Annotated in this window: 15 protein-coding genes and 1 pseudogene; 9 read left to right on the top strand and 7 right to left on the bottom strand. The window is 65.5% G+C overall.

Translation table 11 applies throughout. The features are described 5' to 3' along the window. Positions 1–55 precede the first annotated feature (55 nt). Entirely contained in the window at positions 56–1198 is a 1143-nt protein-coding gene (locus A3AS_RS0103320) for a type III PLP-dependent enzyme (RefSeq protein WP_018316185.1), read from the bottom strand. 688 nt (positions 1199–1886) lie between these two features. Beyond that, positions 1887–2141: a hypothetical protein gene (locus A3AS_RS0103315; RefSeq protein ID WP_018316184.1), complete on the bottom strand. Its 255-nt coding sequence runs from the start codon at positions 2139–2141 to the stop codon at positions 1887–1889. Positions 2142–2278: 137 nt separating this feature from the next. Here A3AS_RS0103315 and A3AS_RS0103310 point away from each other — a divergent pair, with 137 nt between their 5' ends. From A3AS_RS0103310 to A3AS_RS0103300, 3 genes are read left to right on the top strand one after another with little or no spacing between them, the layout of a single operon-like run. Next, positions 2279–4360, top strand: coding sequence for a M3 family metallopeptidase (locus tag A3AS_RS0103310; protein WP_018316183.1), 2082 nt, complete (start codon positions 2279–2281; stop codon positions 4358–4360). Further along, entirely contained in the window at positions 4360–4998 is a 639-nt protein-coding gene (locus A3AS_RS0103305) for a DUF1007 family protein (RefSeq protein WP_018316182.1), read from the top strand. Before A3AS_RS0103310 ends, A3AS_RS0103305 begins: the two co-directional genes overlap by 1 nt. Next, positions 4989–6113, top strand: coding sequence for a nickel/cobalt transporter (locus A3AS_RS0103300; protein ID WP_018316181.1), 1125 nt, complete (start codon positions 4989–4991; stop codon positions 6111–6113). Before A3AS_RS0103305 ends, A3AS_RS0103300 begins: the two co-directional genes overlap by 10 nt. Before the next feature lie 104 nt (positions 6114–6217). On the opposite strand, the gene A3AS_RS0103295 is transcribed toward A3AS_RS0103300, so the two are convergent. Then, a complete protein-coding gene (locus A3AS_RS0103295; protein WP_018316180.1) occupies positions 6218–6616 on the bottom strand; it encodes an MAPEG family protein in 399 nt (132 codons plus the stop codon). Positions 6617–6698: 82 nt separating this feature from the next. Between A3AS_RS0103295 and hemH the strand changes: the two genes are divergently transcribed. The 4 genes from hemH (at position 6699) to A3AS_RS0103275 (ending at position 10454) form a co-directional block, all read left to right on the top strand. Continuing rightward, positions 6699–7745 (top strand): ferrochelatase, encoded by a 1047-nt coding sequence (hemH, locus tag A3AS_RS0103290; protein WP_018316179.1) that lies wholly within the window; start codon positions 6699–6701, stop codon positions 7743–7745. Positions 7746–7755: 10 nt separating this feature from the next. Beyond that, positions 7756–8727 carry an ABC transporter substrate-binding protein gene (locus A3AS_RS0103285; protein WP_018316178.1) on the top strand — a complete coding sequence of 324 codons (972 nt, stop codon included), beginning with the start codon at positions 7756–7758 and terminating at the stop codon, positions 8725–8727. A 223-nt stretch (positions 8728–8950) separates the two neighbouring features. Continuing rightward, a complete protein-coding gene (locus A3AS_RS0103280; RefSeq protein WP_018316177.1) occupies positions 8951–9955 on the top strand; it encodes an SPFH domain-containing protein in 1005 nt (334 codons plus the stop codon). A 55-nt stretch (positions 9956–10010) separates the two neighbouring features. Continuing rightward, on the top strand, positions 10011–10454 hold the full coding sequence (locus tag A3AS_RS0103275; protein ID WP_026201621.1) for an NfeD family protein: 444 nt from the start codon (positions 10011–10013) through the stop codon (positions 10452–10454). 201 nt (positions 10455–10655) lie between these two features. Here the strand turns inward: A3AS_RS0103275 and A3AS_RS0103270 are convergent, their stop codons facing one another. Beyond that, positions 10656–10976 carry a helix-turn-helix domain-containing protein gene (locus tag A3AS_RS0103270; protein ID WP_018316175.1) on the bottom strand — a complete coding sequence of 107 codons (321 nt, stop codon included), beginning with the start codon at positions 10974–10976 and terminating at the stop codon, positions 10656–10658. A gap of 74 nt (positions 10977–11050) precedes the next feature. Here A3AS_RS0103270 and A3AS_RS0103265 point away from each other — a divergent pair. Next, positions 11051–11599 (top strand): annotated as a pseudogene (locus A3AS_RS0103265) (carboxymuconolactone decarboxylase family protein); the annotation flags it as partial. Between the two features lie 40 nt (positions 11600–11639). Here A3AS_RS0103265 and A3AS_RS0103260 read toward each other — a convergent pair. After that, positions 11640–12647 carry an SIS domain-containing protein gene (locus A3AS_RS0103260; protein WP_020508611.1) on the bottom strand — a complete coding sequence of 336 codons (1008 nt, stop codon included), beginning with the start codon at positions 12645–12647 and terminating at the stop codon, positions 11640–11642. Positions 12648–12840: 193 nt separating this feature from the next. Between A3AS_RS0103260 and A3AS_RS0103255 the strand changes: the two genes are divergently transcribed. Then, positions 12841–14598: an outer membrane beta-barrel protein gene (locus A3AS_RS0103255; RefSeq protein ID WP_018316172.1), complete on the top strand. Its 1758-nt coding sequence runs from the start codon at positions 12841–12843 to the stop codon at positions 14596–14598. A 202-nt stretch (positions 14599–14800) separates the two neighbouring features. Here A3AS_RS0103255 and A3AS_RS0103250 read toward each other — a convergent pair whose 3' ends face one another. Next, on the bottom strand, positions 14801–16252 hold the full coding sequence (locus tag A3AS_RS0103250; RefSeq protein ID WP_018316171.1) for a glutamate synthase subunit beta: 1452 nt from the start codon (positions 16250–16252) through the stop codon (positions 14801–14803). A 160-nt stretch (positions 16253–16412) separates the two neighbouring features. Continuing rightward, positions 16413–21146, bottom strand: a complete 4734-nt coding sequence (gene gltB / locus A3AS_RS0103245) for a glutamate synthase large subunit (RefSeq protein WP_018316170.1) — start codon at positions 21144–21146, stop codon at positions 16413–16415. Positions 21147–21196: the final 50 nt, after the last annotated feature.

Raw genomic sequence — 21196 nt, 5'->3', positions numbered from 1 at the left:
GGAGGAGCCGGCAATCCGGCTCCCGGGTTCGTCAGGCCTCAGAGAAAGAGGCGGATCAGATATGGTACGTCCGCAGCGGCGGGATGCCGTTGAACGCCACCGACGAGTAGGTCGACGTATAGGCCCCGGTGCCTTCGATCAGCACCTTGTCGCCGATCTCGAGCGTGACGGGGAGCGGATACGGGCTCTTCTCGTACAGCACGTCGGCGCTGTCGCAGGTCGGACCCGCGAGCACGCACGGCGTCATGTCCGCGCCGTCGTGACGGGTACGGATGGCGTAGCGGATCGACTCGTCCATCGTCTCGGCGAGACCGCCGAACTTGCCGATGTCCAGGTAGACCCAGCGCACCTCGTCCTCGTCGCTCTTCTTCGAGATGAGCACGACCTCGGATTCGATGATGCCGGCGTTGCCCACCATGCCGCGGCCCGGCTCGATGATGGTCTCCGGAATCTGGTTGCCGAAGTGCTTGCGCAGCGCGCGGAAGATCGAGCGGCCGTAGGTCACGACCGGCGGCACGTCCTTCAGGTACTTGGTCGGAAAGCCGCCGCCCATGTTGACCATGGACAGGTTGATGCCGCGCTCGGCGCAGTCGCGGAACACCTGCGAGGCCATCGCCAGCGCACGGTCCCACGCCTTCACCTTGCGTTGCTGCGAGCCGACATGGAACGAGATGCCGCACGGCTCCAAGCCCAGGCGCTTGGCAACGTCGAGCACCTCGACGGCCATTTCCGGGTCGCAGCCGAACTTGCGCGACAACGGCCACTCGGCGCCGGCGCAATCATAGAGGATGCGGCAGAACACCTTCGCGCCGGGGGCGGCACGGGCGACCTTCTCGACCTCGGCGGCGCAATCCACGGCGAAAAGCCGGATGCCGAGCGCGAAGGCGCGCGCGATGTCGCGCTCCTTCTTGATCGTGTTGCCGAAGGAGATGCGGTCGGGCGTCGCACCCGCGGCCAGCGCCATCTCGATCTCGGCGACCGTCGCGGTGTCGAAGCAGGAGCCCATGGATGCCAGCAGCGCGAGCACTTCCGGCGCCGGGTTCGCCTTGACGGCGTAGAACACGCGGCTGTCGGGCAGCGCCTTGGCGAAGGTCTGGTAATTGTCGCGCACGACCTCGAGGTCGACGACGAGGCACGGCTCGGTGTCGAGGCCATCCTTGCGGCGGTTGCGCAGGAATTCCTGGATACGTTCGGTCATAGCACTCTCCAAAGCGGCCCCAGCGACGGAGCTCGTTCAAAGTGGTTCTCGGACGAGGGTGCTACGCCGCTGCCGCACGATGGAGACGCGACAGGGCAAAGACCCCTAGACCGAATTGTGCTGCCGTGGATTGGTTGGGAATTTCCCGCCCGCACACCTGGCAATGAAGGACAAGCCTTTTCAGTAGCCCGCGCCGGCGTTGGAATGCCGGTAGAGACCAAAAAAGCCCGATCCGTCGTTGCTTTAAGTCGCGTCCCCCGTTGAGAGCGGGGTGCGCCGGTTCGCCTCCGGCTGCCAGTCACGGTTGCAAAGAGCGAAGTCACCTTCGACAAGGCATCTCTTTGAGAGAGATGCTGGACGCTCCGGGTTTGCTTCCTCGTCCGACCTTCAGGCCTTGCGACCTTCAGTCTTCCGACTTCCGCACTTCCGAAGAGCCCCTCGGCTTCTTCACCCCTTGGCGGCTGTCCGGCCTCTTGTCCGGATACCTACCGACTGACACGCGACCACAGGCACGTGCGAAATTGGGCAAGAGCGCACATAAGCGTTTTGAATCAGCTTCGCAAGAATTTTTTTAGGCTGAGAACAGAATTGCCTAACATCTGCTTGCGCGGTGTTGCGCGAGCGACGCGGAAGATGAACACGCGTTAAGTTTTCTGTGGCAGCGCGCGCGTCTCTCGCGCGCGAAGCGTCAGCGGCGCTTCGTGAAGGGCTCGACACGCTGGGCCGCGCGGATGAACGCGGTCATCACGAGCACACCGAGCGCGAACAGCACGGCCTGCAGGATGTGGGTGCCCTGGTCGCCAAGCCCGAACAGGATCGCGAGCGCCCAGCCGCCGGCGAAGGCCGCGCCGAACACCTCCGCGCCGATCAGGATGGCGGCGCTGATGACGGTGATGACGCTTGGCCAGGCGATCTGGCGGGACGAGGAGGAAGGCGCGTTCATGGGCTCAGGGATCCCTAGTCTTCAAGGGCCGCAATCTCCCCGAAAAGGCGGCCGGGAGCAAGGCCAAATGGCCCAAAAAAGCCCTATCGCGTGCTATAGCTGGCCGCAACAATTGAGCCACGAAATCGGGACTTGTGATGTCAGAACCCCGCCAAATTACGGACTCCGAGACCAACCCGCTGCTGAAGGCCTGGGTGACGCCGTTTGCGACCCCGCCGTTCGACGAGATCAAGCCCGAGCACTTCCTGCCGGCCTTCGAGCAGGCCTTCGCCGACCACTCCGCCGAGATCGCGGCGATCACCAACGATCCGGCGGCGGTCGACTTCGCCAACACCATCACGGCGCTGGAGCGCTCGGGCAAGCTGCTGAGCAAGGTCGCGGCCGTGTTCTACGACCTCGTCTCGGCGCATTCCAACCCGGCCATCCTGGAGATCGACAAGGAGGTCTCTCTGCGGATGGCACGGCACTGGAATCCGATCATGATGAACGCCGTGCTGTTCGGCCGCATCGCCCAGCTGCACGAGAACCGCGCCAATCTGGACCTGGCTCCGGAGCAGCTTCGCCTGCTGGAGCGCACCTACACCCGCTTCCACCGCGCCGGCGCCGGCCTCTCCGAGGAGGCCAAGATGCGGATGGCGGAGATCAACGAGCGGCTCGCCCAACTCGGCACCAGCTTCAGCCATCATCTGCTCGGCGATGAGCAGGACTGGGTCATGGAGCTGGGAGAGGCCGACCGCCAGGGCCTGCCGGAGAGCTTCGTCGCCAGCGCCAAGGCTGCGGCAGAAGAGCGCGGCATGGAAGGCAAGGCCATCGTCACGCTGTCGCGCTCCTCGGTCGAACAGTTCCTGAAGAGCTCCGCCCGGCGTGATCTGCGCGAGAAGGTCTACAAGGCTTTCACCGCGCGGGGCGACAACGGCAATGCCAACGACAACAATGGAACCATCGTCGAGGTCCTCAAGCTGCGCGAAGAGAGCGCCAAGCTGCTGGGCTATCCGACCTTCGCCGCTTACCGGCTGGAGGACTCCATGGCCAAGACGCCGGATGCGGTCCGGAGCCTTTTGGAGCGGGTCTGGAAGCCGGCCAGAGCGCGGGCGCTCGCCGACCGCGACGACATGCAGGCGCTGATCACGGAAGAGGGCGGCAATTTCAAGCTCGCTCCCTGGGACTGGCGCTTCTACGCCGAGAAGCTGCGCCTTCAGCGCGCCAATTTCGACGATGCCGCGATCAAGCCGTATCTGTCGCTCGACCAGATGATCGCCGCCGCCTTCGACTGCGCCACGCGCCTGTTCGGTATCACCTTCGAGGAGCGCAAGGACGTTCCGGTCTGGCATCCCGACGTCCGGGTCTGGGAGGTCAAGGGCCCCGATGGCAAGCACAAGGCGCTGTTCTATGGCGACTACTTCGCCCGGCCGTCGAAGCGCTCCGGCGCCTGGATGACCTCGCTGCGCGACCAGCAGAAGCTCGACGGCGATGTTGCGCCGCTGGTTCTCAATATCTGCAATTTTGCCAAGGGCGCCGGCGGCGAGCCTTCGCTGCTGTCGCCCGACGATGCCCGCACCCTATTCCACGAGTTTGGCCACGGCCTGCACGGCATGCTCTCCAACGTGACCTATCCGTCGCTGTCGGGCACCTCCGTGTTCACCGATTTCGTCGAGCTGCCGTCGCAGCTCTACGAGCACTGGCAGGAGCGGCCCGAGGTGCTGCAGAAGTTCGCCCGTCACTACCAGACCGGCGAGCCGCTGCCCGACGAGCTGTTGCAACGGTTCCTGGCCGCGCGAAAATTCAACCAGGGCTTTGCCACGGTCGAATTCGTCTCCTCGGCCCTGGTCGATCTCGAATTCCACACCCAGCCGGCCGAAGCGGCCAGCGACGTCCGCGCCTTCGAAAAGAAGGAGCTGGAGAAGATCGGCATGCCCGAGGAGATCGCGCTGCGTCACCGGCCCACCCAGTTCGGTCACATCTTCACCGGCGACCATTATGCCGCCGGCTATTACAGCTACATGTGGTCGGAGGTGATGGACGCCGACGCCTTCGGCGCCTTCGAGGAGGCCGGCGACATCTTCGATCCCGCCGTCGCCAAGCGTCTGCACGACGACATCTACGCCTCGGGCGGATCGGTCGATCCCGAGGCCGCCTATGAGGCGTTCCGCGGCCGCCCGCCGGAGCCCGACGCGCTGCTGCGCCGGCGCGGCCTGCTCGACGACGCGAAGGCGGCCTGATGGGCATGCGCGCCCTGTTCGGATCGCTGCTTGCCGCCGGCCTGTCGCTCGCGGCAGGCACGGCGCAGGCCCATCCGCATGTCTGGATCACCGCGACCAGCGAGCTGCTCTACGCGGCCGACGGCTCCATCACCGGCGTCCGCCACGCCTGGACGTTTGATGACATGTTCTCGTCCTATGCGGTGCAGGGGCTCGAGAGCAAGACCAAGGGGGCCTATACGCGCGAGGAGCTCGGGCCGCTGGCGCAGACCAACGTCGAGTCGCTCAAGGAATACGCCTACTTCACCTTCGCGCGAGCGGACGGCAAGAAGGAGCGATTCCAGGAGCCGGTCGACTATTTCCTCGACTACAAGGATACGGTCCTGACCCTGCACTTCACGCTGCCGCTGAAGAACCCGGTCAAGTCCAAGCAGCTGGTGCTCGAAGTGTTCGACCGCTCTTTCTTCATCGACTTCCAGATGGCCAAGGAAAGCCCGGTGAAACTGGTGGGCGCGCCCGCCGGCTGCCAGATGAAGCTGGAGCGCCCGAGCGACGGCACCGCGAGCGCGCAGAAGCTCAACGAGCAGACCTTCATGAACGGCGAGAACTCGAATTTCGGCATGATGTTCGCCAACAAGATCACGGTGGATTGCCCTTGATCGGTCGTCTTCGCTCTCCGCTCACCCGCGGGCTTCTGGTCTGCGCCGCCGTCTTCCTCGTCATAGGTGTGGCTGATGCCGCGCTTCACGATGTCTTCGCGCAAAACCCCTTTGGCGCGCCGCGCCCGGCGCAGGCGGCTCAGCCCGAGGCCAGCGGCCTCATCGGCTGGCTGCTGGCCAAACAGTCGGAATTCTATCGCCAGATGTCGGCGACCATTCGCGCCGCCAAGTCCGACGGCTCGGCGGTGTGGACGCTGCTGTTCATCTCGTTTGCCTACGGCATCTTCCACGCCGCCGGCCCCGGCCACGGCAAGGCGGTGATCGCCTCCTATCTCGTCGCCAACCACGAGACCGCGCGGCGCGGCATCGCGCTGTCGTTTGCATCGGCCCTGATGCAGTCGCTGGTCGCGATCCTCATCGTCGGCATTTCTGCCTGGGTGCTGAATGCGACGGCCAAGACCATGTGCAAGGCGGAAGGGGCGATCGAGATCGCGAGTTACGCCCTGATCGCGCTGTTCGGGCTGCGTCTCGTCTGGGTCAAGGGCCGCATTTTCATCCGGGCGCTGCAGGCGGCCCAGCCGGTGCCGGCGATCGCCGGCGTGCCGCATCATCACGATCACGGTCATCACCATCATCACGATGCCCACGATCATCACGATCACGGTCATGATCACCATCACCACGGTCATGATCATGCCCACCACGGGCATGACCACGTCCATGACGAGCATTGCGGTCATTCCCATGGCCCCACGCCGAGCGAGCTCGCCGGCCCCGGTGGCTGGCGGCGCGGCTTCGCTGCGATCCTGACCGTCGGCATCCGCCCCTGCTCCGGCGCGATCCTGGTGCTGGTGTTCGCGCTCGCCCAGGGCCTGTTCTGGGCCGGCATCGCCGCCACCTTCCTGATGGGATTAGGCACCGCGATCACGGTCGCGGCCATCGCGGTCGTCGCCGTCTCCGCCAAGGACATCGCCGCCCGCCTCAGCGCAGGGCGCGACGGCGGCGGCGCGCTGTTCATGCGCGGCATCGAATTCGCGGCTGCTGGCGTCGTGCTGCTGTTTGGCGCGGGCCTGTTGTTCGGCTACATCGCGGCCGAGCGGACGACGTGTTTCTAGGCGAAGGTCTCGTAGCCCGGATGGAGCGCAGCGCAATCCGGGACAGTGCCGCCGTGGAAGACCCCGGATTACGCTTTGCTCCATCCGGGCTACGGTCGCAAACCTCACACCGGCAGAAACCGCTTCAGCGCCGGCATGAAGAAGATCCCGAGATTGATCGCAAAGCCGATGCTCCAGAGGATCGAGCGCAGCGTCGGGCGGTTGCCGAGATAGGTCAGCACATAAGCGAGGCGCACGATGAGGAAAAGTGCCGCGAGCTCGTCGATCAGCCGCTGCGGCGAATCCCTGAATTCGGCGAGCAGCACCGCGAAGGCGAAGAACGGGAAGGTCTCGATGCCGTTCTGGTGCGCGCCGAGCGCGCGCTGCGAGAGCGCGTCCTCGTAGAAGGCGGGGTCGCGTGGCCGGGAATTGTCGAAGCGGCGAAACCTGATCCATTTGATCGAGCCGATCGTCGACAGATAGAGCAGCAGCGCTCCAAAGACGCACCATTCCGCGAGTGTCATCGTCGCTCCCCCGCCTGGGTGCGACCCTAGCGAAACCGGCCTCATCTTGACAAGTTCGGACCAACGCGCGACCCACAGAGCCATGACCAGTGTCGTCCCCATCGAGGCCGCGAGACCGGCCGCCCAATCCGCCCAATCCGCCCTGCCGCGCGCTGGCGTGCTCCTGATCAATCTCGGAACGCCCGACACGGCCGATGCGCCGGGCGTGCGGGTGTACCTGAAGGAGTTCCTCTCGGACGCCCGCGTCATCGAGGACCAGGGCCTGGTCTGGAAGTTCGTGCTGAACGGGATCATCCTGCGCAGCCGCCCCCGCACCAAGGCGCTCGACTACCAGAAGATCTGGAACACCGAGAAGAACGAGTCGCCACTGAAGACCATCACACGGTCGCAGAGCGACAAGCTCGCCGCCGCCCTGTCGGACCGTGCCCACGTCGTGGTCGACTGGGCGATGCGCTACGGCAATCCCTCGATCAAGTCGGGCATCGACGCACTGATCGCGAAAGGCTGCGAGCGCATCCTGGCGGTCCCGCTCTATCCGCAATATTCCGCCTCGACCTCGGCGACGGTCTGCGACGAAGTGTTCCGCGTGCTCGCTCGTTTGCGTAACCAGCCGACGTTGCGGGTGACGCCGCCTTATTACGAGGACGCGGCCTATATCGAGGCGCTTGCCGTCTCGATCGAGACGCATCTGGCGACGCTGTCCTTCAAGCCGGAGCTGATCGTGGCGTCGTTCCACGGCATGCCGAAATCCTATGTCGACAAGGGCGACCCCTATCAGCAGCACTGCATCGCCACCAGGGCGGCACTGCGCCGCCGGCTCGGCATGGACGAGACCAAACTGCTGCTGACCTTCCAGTCGCGCTTCGGCAATGCCGAGTGGCTCCAGCCTTACACCGACAAGACCATGGAGCGGCTCGCGAAGGAAGGCGTGCGCAGCCTCGCGGTGGTGACGCCGGGCTTTGCCGCCGACTGCCTGGAGACGCTCGAGGAGATCGCGCAGGAGAACGCCGAGATCTTCAAGCACAATGGTGGCGAGCAGTTTTCTGCGATTCCCTGCCTCAACGACAGCGACCCGGGCATGGACGTGATCCGCACCCTGGTGCTGCGCGAGCTCCAGGGCTGGATCTGATGGGCGCCCCATGAACCGCCGTGAGTGTCTGGCGCTTCTTGGGACCGTCGTCGCGTTGCCGTCCTCGGTGCTGGCGCAGCAACCAGCACGTCGGCTCGGCGTTCTCTCGGTCACGGCTGCCGATGATGCGATCGGCCAGACGCGCAGCATGGTCCTGCTCGAGGCGCTCGCCGGACATGGCCTGAAAGAGCGCGACAACCTCAAGATCGACTGGCGCAGTGGTGGCGGGGACCGCGCGCGCATCGCGCGGCTCGCCGACGAGCTGATCGCGCTCAGGCCCGACGTCCTGCTGGCGGTCGGCACGCCTTCGGTCGAGGAGCTGCGCCAGCGCACCACCACGATCCCGATCGTGTTCGCCGTCGTCACCGATCCCGTCAGCCAGGGCTTTGTCGAAAACCTCGCGCATCCCGGCGGCAACGTCACCGGCTTTACCGATTACGACGGCCCGTTGGCCGGCAAATGGCTGGAGATGCTGACGCAGGTCACGCCAAAGGTGTCTCGCGTCTTCGTCGTCTACAATCCCGCCACCGCCCCGTTCGCGCCGCTGATGCTGCGCACGATCGAGGACGCCGCACGGACCCTTCAGGTGACGGTCGAGCCCGCGCCGGTGCATGACGCAGCCTCGATCGCGGCGCTGGGCTTGCGGAAAGACGGCGGGTTGCTGGTGTTGCCGGACTTCTTCACCATGGCCAATCGCGGCCAGCTTCTGGCGGCGATTGCGCAGGCGCGCGTGCCCGCGGTGTTCTGGAGCCGCACCTTCGTGGAGGAGGGCGGGCTGATGTCCTACAGCACCGACAGCGCCGAGCAGCTCCGCCGCGCTGCGGACTATATCGACCGTATTCTGAAGGGCGCGCGGCCAGCCGACCTGCCGGTTCAGAACCCCACCAAGTTCGAGCTCGCGGTCAACCTGAAGACGGCGAGGGAGTTCGGCGTCACACTTCCCCCGGGCCTCATCGCACTCGCGAATGACGTGATTGAATGAAGTCGGTCCAACGTGCGCCTTCAGATTCGTCAATTTTCGCCGCTAGGTTTCCGCTGCACGCTTTCAAGGGCCCGCTACAAATACATATCTTGATCCTTCCCCGTTTGGATGACTTGTGCAGAATTGGATCGATACCGACGTGAATTGCGACCGCTGAACCGGTAGGGTTGCGCTCCCGACCAATGACGGCGCGGGAAAGGGCTTTTCCCGCTTTGGAGGAAATATGAGCGGTTTCGACATTTTCGCGATTGTTCTGGTGTTGCTCGTCATCGTCACGCTGGTTGCCGGCGTGAAGACGGTGCCGCAGGGCTATGACTGGACCATCGAGCGGTTCGGCAAATACACCCAGACGCTGAGCCCCGGGCTCAATCTGATCGTGCCCTATTTCGATCGCGTCGGCCGCAAGATCAACATGATGGAGCAGGTGATCGACATCCCCGAGCAGGAGGTCATCACCAAGGACAACGCCACGGTAACGGTGGACGGCGTTGCCTTCTACCAGGTGTTCGACGCCGCGAAGGCGAGCTACGAGGTCGCCAATCTGACCCAGGCGATCACGGTCCTGACCATGACCAACATCCGCTCGGTGATGGGGTCGATGGATCTCGACCAGGTGCTGTCGCACCGCGACGAGATCAACGAGCGCCTGCTGCGCGTCGTCGACGCCGCGGTGTCGCCCTGGGGCGTCAAGGTCAACCGCATCGAGATCAAGGACATCGTGCCGCCCGCCGACCTCGTCGAAGCCATGGGCCGGCAGATGAAGGCCGAGCGCGTCAAGCGCGCCGACATCCTCGCCGCCGAAGGCCAGCGCCAGTCCGAGATCTTGCGCGCCGAGGGCGCCAAGCAGGGCCAGATCCTCCAGGCCGAAGGCCGCCGCGAGGCCGCCTTCCGCGACGCCGAGGCGCGCGAGCGTCTGGCCGAGGCCGAAGCCAAGGCGACGCTGGCGGTGTCGGAAGCGATCGGCAAGGGCGACGTCGCCGCGTTGAACTATTTCATCGCCGACAAATATATCAAGGCGTTCGGCCAGTTCGCGGACGCGCCGAACCAGAAGATCATCATGCTGCCGATGGAAGCAACCTCCATGCTGGGCTCGCTCGCCGGCATCGGCGAGATCGCAAAGGCAACGTTCGGCGAAAGCGCCGCCTCCGCAGCCGCCGCCGCCCGCCGCACCGGCTCGGTGCCGACGACAGGCAGCACGCCGCCGGCGGTGCCGCCGCGGCAGGGATAGTCACCGGAGCATGTCCCTCCGCACGGGGGCATGCACCATGATGGAAGGTCGTGTCATGACCGACATGTTCGTATCGCTCGGCAGCTGGAATTGGCTGATCTTCGGCTTCGTCCTGATGGCGCTGGAGGTGCTGGCGCCGGGCATATTCCTGTTCTGGCTCGGGCTCGCCGCGCTGCTCGTTGGCCTGATCTCGTTCACCGTCGTCATATCGTGGCAGATCCAGCTCGTGATGTTCGCGGTGTTTGCCGCGGCCGCCGTGCCGATATGGCGCCGCCTTGCGCGGCCGAAGCCGGATGCAAGCGCCAGCCCGTTCCTCAACAAGCGCACCGAGGCACTGCTCGGCCGCGAGTTCACGCTGGAGAAGCCGATCATCGACGGCAGCGGCACCGTGCGCATCGGCGACACCGTGTGGCGCGTCGCAGGTCCGGATACGCCGGCCGGGACGCGGGTGAAGGTGGTGCAGGTCGACGGTGCGAACCTGACCGTGGCGGCGGCGTAGCCGTCTCTTACCCTCCCCTGGAGGGGGAGGGTCGATCGCGCGTAGCGCGAGCGGGGTGGGGTGATCTCTCAACACGGGCGCTGCCGCGGTGGAGAGACCGTCACCCCACCCCGTCTCACATTTCGCTACGCTCCATGTGAGCCGACCCACGGGCGAGCTTCGCTCGTCCCGGACCCCTCCAGGGGAGGGTAAGAAAAAGCGCTACCCCTTCCACCTCTCCGCAAACCGGTGCAGCGGCATGACCATCTCGCACAATTCCCGCCCGAGCGGCGTGAGCCCATAGCCTGCGCCGTCCCCCAGCTCCACGAACCCCGCCTCGCGCAACTCCGTCAGCCGCGCTTGCAGCACGGTCGGTGAGGCCTCGTCGCAGGCGGTGCGCAATGCGCGGGAGGTGAGGGGCTCGCCGCGCAACTCCCACAATATTCGCAGGCTCCAGCGCCGGCCGAGCAGGTCCAGCAGCGCCATGATCGGCCGCCCGGTGCGCGAGCCGCGGACGCTTCCTGATGCTGCCTGTTTTGCCATCGTCCCGCCCCCTTGCGTCGTGCTACAGATAGTGTAGCGTATTGCTACAATAAATGTAGCAAAGGAGGCGGCCGATGTCCCAGTCCACGCCGCGCATTGCCCCGCTCACCCCGCCTTATCCCCCGGAGATCCAGGCGCAGTTCGATCGCATCATGCGCGGCGCGGCGCCGCTGGTGCTGTTCCGGGTGATGGCAGGCCATGCTCGCGCCTGGGACAAGTTTCGCGCCGGCGGCCTGCTCGATCCCGGCCCGCTCTCCCTGCGCCAGCGCGAAATCGTCATCGACCGCACCTGCGCGCTGAACAGATGCGAGTATGAATGGGGCGTGCACGTCGCAGTTTTCGCCGGGCCGGCGAAGCTCGCCGAAGACGAGGTGCGTGCCACCGTGCAGGGCGATGCGACGTCACCGTGCTGGTCGCCGGCCGAACAGGCGCTGATCGCAGCGGTCGACGCGCTGCATCACCGCGCGACGTTCAGCGATGAAGAGTTTGCCGCGCTCTCCGCGCATTACGACGAGGCGCAGATCTTGGAGATCATGCTGCTGTGCGGCTTCTATCGCACGGTGTCGTATCTGGCGAACGGGCTGCGGCTGCCGCTGGAGGAGAACGCGGCGCGATTTCCGGCGGTGGACTCCCTCTCCCCGCAAGCGGGGAGAGGCGAAGAAATTACGCCACGCCGGCCCGCAGCAGATCGTGCAGATGCACGATGCCCACCACCTTGCCCGCCTCGGTCACGACCAGCGTCGTGATCTTGCTTGTGTTCAGCACCTCGATCATCTCGGTGGCGAGCATGGACGGCGGCACGGTCTTCGGCTGCTTCGTCATGATCTCGTCGACCGACGCCGTCAGCAGGTCGGGCCGCATGTGGCGGCGCAGGTCGCCGTCGGTGATGATGCCTGCGACCTCGTTTGCTTCGTTGACGATGCAGACGCAGCCGAGGCCCTTGGCCGACATCTCGACCACGGCCTCCGACATCTTGGTGCCCAGGGGCTTGACCGGGATCTCGGCGCCGGTGCGCATATAGTCGCGGACGAATTTCAGCATCGCGCCCAGCTTGCCGCCGGGGTGGAAATGCGCGAACTCCAGCGCGGTGAAGCCGCGGCCTTCGAGCAGCGCGATCGCGAGGGCATCGCCGATCGCGGCCTGCATCAGGGTCGAGGTGGTCGGCGCCAGATTGTGCGGGCAGGCCTCGCGCGCCTTCGGCAGCTCGATCACGAGGTCGGCGGCTTGTCCCAGCGAGGAGTCCGCGTTCGACGTCACCGCGATCATGGGAATGGCGAACCGCGCCGAGTAGTTCACGAGGTTCTTCATCTCCGGCTGCTCGCCGGACCAGGACAGCGCCATGATGACGTCGTCGGTGGTGATCATGCCGAGATCGCCATGGCCGGCCTCCGCGGCATGCACGAAGAAGGCGGGGGTGCCGGTCGAGGCCAGCGTCGCCGCGATCTTGCGTCCCATATGGCCCGACTTGCCGAGCCCGGTGACGATGACGCGCCCCTTGGCGTTGCGGATCAGTTCGACCGCCTTGGCAAACGTCTCGCCCAGCGGGCCGCGCAGGGCGGCTGCGAGCGCGTTGATGCCGCCGCTCTCCGTCTCCAGCGTGCGGAGCGCGGATTCGACGCTGTCGGGGATGGGGCCGGATGATTGGGTCATCAGCGGTTTCGAACTCGGCATGTTCTGGTCCAGGGAGGAGGGGGCATTGGCCCGGTCGGCGCCTCATTAGCACGCCGCGGCCGTGGAGGCGACGAGCGCGCCTAAGCCCTCAACCGGTCATTAACCATAATTGTTTTAACTCCATTAACGATGGTTCCCGCCAGCCGGCGGAGGTCACCGTGAAAGTGTTTGATTTCGTTGGAGTTATTCCATCGTGGGGTCGTCTCCAGGCACCGGCCGGAGCAAACGCGCGCAGTTCCTGCGCGCGGCTTTGCCGTGCCTAGCGCCGGGTCTTGCGCTGACGGCCCTCACAAGCGCGCCCGCGGCCGGCCAGAGCCTCACGCCCGATCTGTTCAATCCCAACCGCGGCGGCTTCGCCGCGCCCGAGACGCTGCCGACGCGCCGCACGGCAGGCGTGCCGCAGGCGCCGTCGGATGCGTTGCCGGCACTGCCCGATCCCAGTGCCGATCCGCGCAAACGCCAGCAGACGCCGGCGACCTCGCGCGTCGGTCAGGTCCCGACCTACGGACTGCCCGCCGCCACCGGCGCGAGCGGCTCCGGCTATGATTCGCTCAACCGCAAGCGACAGCAACCAAAACTCTATCCGGGCCAGCCGAAGCCGAAGCGCGCCGCCGGGCCCGGCTCGCCGGTGCCGACCACGGCGCCGCCGCCCTCGACGCTCGGCCTGCCCAGAATCGCGCCGCCGCCATCCGCGTCCGCCAACAAGGCGCCGGTGCCGGCGGCGATGGCGGGCACCGTGCCCGGACAGCCGCTGCGCCGCCGCCTCAAGGCGGATGACGATGCGTTCGGAGCCGTCGGCGACTATGCCGGCAGCTTCCTGATCAAGGGCGGGCTCGAGCTCTCCACCGGCTACGACAGCAATCCGACGCGTCTCAACAAGCCGGTGGGATCGCCAGTCTATGTCGTTGCACCGGATCTTCTGGTGATGTCCGACTGGGAGCGCCACGCGCTGGTCGCTGACCTGCGCGGCTCGTTCTCCGGCTACACCAACAACATGCCGGCGACGATCAACGGTTTTGCCTCGCCTTCGCCGGTCGAGGCCGATCGTCCCGACTTCACCGGCCATGTCGACGGCCGCCTCGACGTCGACCGCGATCTCAAGCTGACCTCGCAGCTGCGCCTGCGGCTCGCCACCGACAATCCCGGCAGCCCGAACGTGCAAGCCGGCCTGCAGAAATATCCGGTGTACGCCGCCTACGGCACCACCGTCGGCTTCGACCAGACCTTCAATCGTTTCCAGGTCGCCGCCGGCGCCACCGTCGATCGCACCGCCTACACGGACTCCAAGCTCACCGACGGCTCGACCTTCAGCAACGGCGATCGCGATTTCAACCAGTATGGCGGCATCGGCCGCTTCTCCTACGACCTCAAGCCGGGCCTGAAGCCATTCGTCGAGATCCAGGGCGACACCCGCGTCCACGACCAGGCCGCCGACCGCAACGGCTATTTCCGCGATTCAAACGGCGGCTACGCCAAGGTCGGCTCGTCCTTCGAATTCTCGCGCATCCTCACCGGCGAAATCTCGGTCGGCTATTCCGCGCGCAACTACACCGACCCGCGCCTCAGCCAGCTCGCAGGATTTCTGACCACGGGCTCGCTGATCTGGAATGCGAGTGGCCTCACCACGGTGAAATTCTTCACCGATACGCAGATCGCCGAAACCACCATCCCCGGCTCCTCCGGCGTGCTGGTGCGCACCTATTCGGCCGAAGTCGACCACGACTTCCGCCGCTGGCTCACCGCCGTCGGCAAGTTCACCTACGGCACGCTCGACTACCAGGGCCAGAACCGCAACGACAAGACCTACTCGTTCGAGAGCAATTTGATCTACAAGCTCAACCGCAACATCTGGGTCAAGGGCACGCTGCGCCACGACATCCTGGATTCAAACCAGCCGGGCTCGAGCTCGCAGGGGACGGTGGTGATGGTGGGCGTGAGGCTGCAGAATTAGGGGCTGCGGTGAGGCGCGTTTGAGCGCATGCGGCTTGGTTCGGCTCCGCTCTCGCCACTTACTCCGGTGTCATGCCCCGGCTTGACCGGGGCATCCAGTACGCCGCGGCCTATCCGTATACGTTAGATGTCTCTAGAATACTGGATCGCCCGGTCAAGCCGGGCGATGACACCGTTTGCTGACCGGCGGCGGAGCAAAAAGCTCAGCGCGGCAGATCCGTTTTCCCCATCAGGAACGTGTCGATCGACCTTGCGCACAGCCGCCCTTCGCGGATCGCCCAGACCACCAGCGACTGGCCGCGGCGCATGTCGCCGGCGGTGAAGACGTTCGGGCGGGAGGTCTGGTAGTCCAGCGTGTTGGCCTTGACGTTGCCGCGCGGGTCGAGCTCGACGGCGAGCATCTTGAGCATGCCCTCGTGCACGGGGTGGACGAAGCCCATGGCGAGCAGGACGAGCTCGGCATCGAGCTCGAACTCGGTGCCGGCAATCGGCTTGAACTTGTCGTCGACATGCACGCAGTGCAGCTTCTTGACCTGGCCGTTCTCGCCGGAAAACTTCTGGGTCAGCACGGCGTATTCGCGCACCGCGCCTTCGGCCTGGCTCGAGGACGTCCGCATCTTCAGCGGCCAATTCGGCCAGGTCAGGCCCTTGTTCTCGCGCTCGGGCGGGGCGGGCATGATCTCGAGCTGGGTCACGGACAGCGCGCCCTGGCGCAGCGAGGTGCCGATGCAGTCGGAGCCGGTGTCGCCGCCGCCGATGACGACGACGTGCTTGCCGCCGGCCAGGATCTCCTGGACGCCGTTCAGTGGCTCGCTGGCGACGCGGCGGTTCTGCTGCGGCAGGAAGTCCATGGCGTAGTGGATGCCTGACAGCTCGCGGCCGGGAATCGGCAGGTCGCGCGGGGCTTCCGCGCCGCCGGTCAGCGCGACGGCGTCATATTCGTTGAGCATCTCGCGCGGATCGACATTGCCGTCGACGCCGACATGGCTGTTGTAGTGGAACGTGACGCCTTCGCCTTCCATCTGCTTGACGCGGCGGTCGATGACGCCCTTCTCCATCTTGAAGTCGGGAATGCCGTAACGCAGCAGGCCGCCGGCCTTGGCGTACTTCTCGAACAAATGCACGTCGTGGCCGGCGCGCGCGAGCTGCTGGGCGCAGGCCATGCCGGCCGGGCCCGAGCCGATCACCGCGACCTTCTTGCCGGTCTTGACCGCAGCGATCTCGGGCTTCAGCCAGCCATTGTCCCAGGCGCGGTCGACGATCGCGCATTCGATGGTCTTGATGGTGACGGGGTTGTCGTCGATGTTGAGCGTGCAGGACGCTTCGCACGGCGCCGGGCAGATGCGTCCCGTGAACTCCGGGAAATTGTTGGTCGAGTGCAGATTGCGCGAGGCTTCTTCCCAATTGCCCTGGTAGACAAGGTCGTTCCAGTCGGGGATCTGGTTGTTGACCGGGCAGCCGGGCGTGCCGGGCGCGACCGAGCCGGTGCCGTGGCAATAGGGAATGCCGCAATTCATGCAGCGCGCGGCCTGGTCGCGCGTTTCCTTCTCGGTCAAGGGAACGACGAACTCGTTGTAATGCTTCACGCGTTCGGCGACCGGGGTGTACTTGCGGTCGTGCCGTTCGATTTCCAGAAAACCCGTGATCTTGCCCATTAAACCCGAAGTCCCTGCCGCTTAAGTTCTTTGTTCTCTCACTCCTCATCCTGAGGAGCGGCGCGCTCTTCGCGCCGCGTCTCGAAGGATAGAGGCCCGGATGGTGGTCTCATGGTTCGAGGCGGCGCTTTCCGCGCCTCCTCACCATGAGGGCATTCTCTTACGCCCCGATCGCGATTTTCGGCTCGGCGTCCGCGTTGGCGGCCATCTCGCGCAGCGCGCGCCGGTACTCGACCGGCATCACCTTGCGGAATTTGGGCAGCCATTCCTTCCAATTGGCAAGGATGTCGGCGGCGCGCTTGGAGCCGGTGGCTTTCGCATGGCGCGAGATCAGGACGTGCAGCCGCTCGACGTCGGAGGCGAGCAGGTTGTTGAACACGTCGACCCGGCCGTGCGCCTCGAGGTCACCGGAATGGTGATAGGTGCCGGCGTTGATCAGCTCTTCCGACAGCACCGGCTCGAGCTCGACCATCGCCATGTTGCACAGCCTGTCGAAATCGCCGGTCTCGTCGACCACGTAGGCGATGCCGCCGGACATGCCGGCCGCGAAGTTGCGCCCGGTCTTGCCGAGCACGACCACGATGCCGCCGGTCATGTATTCGCAGCAATGATCGCCGGCGCCCTCGACCACGGCGACCGCGCCGGAATTGCGCACGGCAAAGCGTTCGCCGGCGATGCCGCGGAAATAGCACTCGCCCTCGATCGCGCCGTACATCACGGTGTTGCCGACGATGATGCTCTCTTCCGGCACGATGGCGGAGTTCTTCGGCGGCTTGACGATGATCTTGCCGCCCGAGAGACCCTTGCCGACATAGTCGTTGCCTTCACCTTCGAGCTCGAAGGTGACGCCGTGGGCGAGCCAGGCGCCGAAGGCCTGGCCTGCGGTGCCCTTGAGGCTGACATGGATGGTGTCGTGCGGCAGGCCGGCATGGCCGTAGATCTTGGCGACCGCACCGGAGAGCATCGCGCCCGCGGAGCGGTTGGTGCTGTTGATCGTGGCCTCGATCTTCACCGGCGCGCCGCGGTCGAGCGCAGGCGTTGCCTTCTCGATCAGCGAGCGGTCGAGCACCGCCTCCAGATGATGGTTCTGGCGCTCGGAGTGATAGATCTTCTGGCCCTTCTCTTCCTTCTGCTTGACGAACAGCTTGGAGAAATCGAGGCCCTTGGCCTTCCAGTGCGCGACCAGTTTGGTCTGGTCGAGCAGCTGTACCTGGCCGACCATCTCGTTGAAGGTCCGGAAGCCGAGCGAAGCCATGATCTCGCGGACTTCCTCCGCAACGAAGAAGAAGTAGTTGATCACGTGCTCGGGCTGACCGGTGAAACGCTTGCGCAGGACGGGGTCCTGGGTCGCGACGCCGACCGGGCAGGTGTTGAGATGACACTTGCGCATCATGATGCAGCCGGCCGCGATCAAGGGGGCGGTGGCGAAGCCGAACTCGTCGGCGCCCAGCAATGCGCCGATCACGACGTCACGCCCAGTGCGGAAGCCGCCGTCGACCTGAACCACGATGCGGCTGCGCAGCCGCTCGCGCACCAGGGTCTGGTGGGTTTCGGCTAGCCCAATCTCCCAGGGCGAGCCGGCATGCTTGATCGAGGTCAGGGGCGAAGCACCGGTGCCGCCTTCGAAGCCGGCGATAGTGACATGGTCGGCGCGCGCCTTGGCAACGCCCGCGGCCACCGTGCCGACGCCGATCTCGGAGACGAGCTTGACCGAGACGTCGCCCGTCGGGTTGACGTTCTTGAGGTCGTAGATGAGCTGCGCCAGATCCTCGATCGAGTAGATGTCGTGATGCGGCGGCGGCGAGATCAGGCCGACGCCCGGCGTCGAGTGCCGGACCTTGGCGATGGTCGCATCGACCTTGTGGCCGGGCAACTGACCGCCTTCGCCGGGCTTGGCGCCCTGCGCCATCTTGATCTGCATCATGTCGGAGTTGACGAGATACTCCGTGGTGACGCCGAAGCGGCCCGAGGCGACCTGCTTGATCGCCGAACGCATGGAATCGCCGTTCGGCATCGGCTTGAAGCGGTCGGCTTCCTCGCCGCCTTCGCCGGTGTTCGACTTGCCGCCGATCCGGTTCATGGCGATGGCGAGCGTGGTGTGGGCCTCGCGCGAGATCGAGCCGAAGCTCATCGCACCCGTGGCGAAGCGCCTGACGATGTCCTTGGCCGGCTCGACCTGGTCGACCGGGATCGGCTTGCGCTTCTCTTCGTCGGCGTTCTTGATCCGGAACAGGCCGCGCAGCGTCAGAAGCCGCTCCGACTGCTCGTTGAGGATCTTTGCGAAGGCGCGATAGCGCTCCTGCGAATTGCCGCGCGCGGCGTGCTGCAGCAGCGACACCGATTCGGCGGTCCAGGCATGGTCCTCGCCGCGGCTGCGATAGGCGTATTCGCCGCCGACGTCGAGCGCGGTCTTGTAGACCTGCGCCTCGCCGAACGCGTCGGCATGACGGCGCACCGCCTCCTCGGCGATCTCGCCAAGGCCGACGCCCTCGACGCGGGTATGCGTGCCCGCGAAGAACTTTGCGACGAAGTCCGCCTTGAGGCCGACCGCGTCAAAAATCTGCGCGCCGCAATAGGACTGGTAGGTCGAGATGCCCATCTTGGACATCACCTTCAAAAGGCCCTTGCCGATCGACTTGATGTAGCGCTTGACGATCTCGTAATCGTCGAGCGAGCCGGGCAGGCGGTCCTTCATCGCGACGATGGTCTCGAACGCGAGATAGGGATTGATCGCCTCGGCGCCGTAGCCGGCCAGGCAGGCGAAGTGATGCACTTCGCGCGGCTCGCCGGATTCGACGACGAGACCGACCGAGGTGCGCAGTCCGACGCGGATCAGATGATGATGCACGGCGGCGCAGGCCAGCAGTGCCGGGATCGGCACCCGGTCGGTGCCGACCATGCGGTCGGACAGGATGATGATGTTGACGCCCTCGCGCACCGCGCTTTCGGCGCGCGCGCAGAGCTCGTCGAGCACCTGGTCCATGCCTGCCGCGCCGAGACCGGCGTGGAAGGTGGTGTCCAGCGTGCGTGACTTGAAGTGCGACTCGGCAACATCCGAGATCGAGCGGATCTTTTCGAGATCCGCGTCGGTCAGGATCGGCTGGCGCGCTTCAAGGCGCTTGGTGGTAGCAAGGCCCTGCAGATCGAACAGGTTCGGCCGCGGTCCGATGATGGAGACAAGGCTCATCACCAGCTCCTCGCGGATCGGGTCGATCGGCGGGTTGGTGACCTGCGCAAAGTTCTGCTTGAAGTAGGTGAACAGCGGCTTGGCCTTGTCCGACAGCGCCGAGATCGGCGTGTCGTTGCCCATCGAGCCCGCGGCTTCCTCACCCGTGGCCGCCATCGGCGTCATCAGGATCGCGATGTCTTCCTGGCTGTAGCCGAACGCCTGCTGGCGATCGAGCAGCGACAAATTGGAGCGCACGCCTGTCGTCGGCACCTTCGGCAGCTCTTCCAGCACGATCTGGGTCCGCTCCAGCCACTCCTTGTAGGGGTGGCTCTTGGCGAGCTCGGCCTTGATCTCGTCGTCCGGGATCAGGCGGCCCTGTTCGAGGTCGACCAGCAGCATCTTGCCGGGCTGCAAGCGCCACTTGGTGATGATCTGGTCTTCGGGGATCGTCAGCACGCCCATTTCGGACGCCATCACGATGCGGTCGTCCTTGGTGACGAGATAGCGTGCGGGCCGCAGGCCGTTGCGGTCGAGCGTGGCGCCGATCTGGCGACCGTCGGTGAAGGCGATCGCGGCGGGGCCGTCCCACGGCTCCATCAGCGCGGCATGATATTCGTAGAAGGCGCGGCGCTTCTCATCCATCAGCGGATTGCCGGCCCACGCCTCCGGAATCATCATCATGACGGCGTGCGGCAGCGAGTAGCCGCCCTGCACCAGGAATTCGAGCGCGTTGTCGAAGCAGGCGGTGTCCGACTGTCCCTCGTAGGAGATCGGCCAGAGCCGGTTGATATCCTTGCCGTAGAGCTCGGAGCTCACCGAGGCCTGCCGCGCCGCCATCCAGTTGGTGTTGCCGCGCAGCGTGTTGATCTCGCCGTTATGCGCGATCATGCGATAGGGATGCGCCAGCGACCAGGCCGGGAAGGTGTTGGTCGAGAAGCGCTGATGCACCAGCGCGAGCGCGCTCTCGAAATCTGTCTCGTGCAGGTCGGGATAGTACTTGCCGAGCTGGTCGGCGAGGAACATGCCCTTGTAGATCACGGTGCGGCAGGACATCGAGCAGGGGTAATAGCCTGCAAGGCCGCGGTCGCGGCGCTGGTAGATCGCCTGCGAGATCGACTTGCGCAGGATGTAGAGCCGACGCTCGAACTCGTCCTCGGTCTTGGCGGTGCCGTTGCGGCCGATGAACACCTGCATGCAGGCAGGCTCGGTCGGCTTCACGGTGACGCCGAGCGAGGAATTATCGGTCGGCACGTCGCGCCAGCCGAGCAGGGTCAGGCCCTCCTCCTTGATCTGGTCGGCGATGATGCTCTTGATGACGTTGCGCCATGCGGTGTCGCGCGGCATGAACAGCGCGCCGATGGCGTATTCGCCGGGCGCCGGCAGCGCGAAGCCGAGCTCCTTCGCCTTGCGGCTGAAGAAGGCGTGCGGGATCTGCACCAGGATGCCGGCGCCGTCACCGGCGCGCGGGTCGGCGCCGACGGCACCGCGATGCTCGAGATTGCACAGGATGCTCAGCGCGTCCGCGACGATCTCGTGCGACTTCTTGCCCTTGATATTGGCGATGAAGCCGACGCCGCAGGAATCCTTTTCCAGGCTCGGATCGTAGAGGCCAACGGCTGGCGGGCGCGAATTGTGTTCCTGAATCGGATCGGTCGTTTTCGAGGCGACCGTCGCCGACAGCTCTTCTGCCACGATGTTTGCGCGCTCGAATTGCGACCCGTTCATTGTTCCAATCCTCTCCATGCGGCAAGCTGCCTCACCGCCATCATCGGCGC

It is taken from the genome of Bradyrhizobium sp. WSM2793 (genome assembly GCF_000379585.1).
Taxonomy (GTDB): domain Bacteria; phylum Pseudomonadota; class Alphaproteobacteria; order Rhizobiales; family Xanthobacteraceae; genus Bradyrhizobium.
Note: the sequence above shows the minus strand (reverse complement) of the source record. Positions and strands in the feature narration are given on the sequence as shown.

Coding starts and splice junctions, on each gene's coding strand:
- A3AS_RS0103295 (WP_018316180.1), bottom strand. CDS start 6,616: ATGACACTCGCGGAATGGTGCGTCTTTGGAGCGCTGCTGCTCTATCTG.
- A3AS_RS0103320 (WP_018316185.1), bottom strand. CDS start 1,198: ATGACCGAACGTATCCAGGAATTCCTGCGCAACCGCCGCAAGGATGGC.
- A3AS_RS0103310 (WP_018316183.1), top strand. CDS start 2,279: ATGTCAGAACCCCGCCAAATTACGGACTCCGAGACCAACCCGCTGCTG.
- A3AS_RS0103305 (WP_018316182.1), top strand. CDS start 4,360: ATGGGCATGCGCGCCCTGTTCGGATCGCTGCTTGCCGCCGGCCTGTCG.
- hemH (WP_018316179.1), top strand. CDS start 6,699: ATGACCAGTGTCGTCCCCATCGAGGCCGCGAGACCGGCCGCCCAATCC.
- A3AS_RS0103250 (WP_018316171.1), bottom strand. CDS start 16,252: ATGGGCAAGATCACGGGTTTTCTGGAAATCGAACGGCACGACCGCAAG.
- A3AS_RS0103260 (WP_020508611.1), bottom strand. CDS start 12,647: ATGCCGAGTTCGAAACCGCTGATGACCCAATCATCCGGCCCCATCCCC.
- A3AS_RS0103280 (WP_018316177.1), top strand. CDS start 8,951: ATGAGCGGTTTCGACATTTTCGCGATTGTTCTGGTGTTGCTCGTCATC.
- A3AS_RS0103285 (WP_018316178.1), top strand. CDS start 7,756: ATGAACCGCCGTGAGTGTCTGGCGCTTCTTGGGACCGTCGTCGCGTTG.
- A3AS_RS0103275 (WP_026201621.1), top strand. CDS start 10,011: ATGACCGACATGTTCGTATCGCTCGGCAGCTGGAATTGGCTGATCTTC.
- gltB (WP_018316170.1), bottom strand. CDS start 21,146: ATGAACGGGTCGCAATTCGAGCGCGCAAACATCGTGGCAGAAGAGCTG.
- A3AS_RS0103270 (WP_018316175.1), bottom strand. CDS start 10,976: ATGGCAAAACAGGCAGCATCAGGAAGCGTCCGCGGCTCGCGCACCGGG.
- A3AS_RS0103315 (WP_018316184.1), bottom strand. CDS start 2,141: ATGAACGCGCCTTCCTCCTCGTCCCGCCAGATCGCCTGGCCAAGCGTC.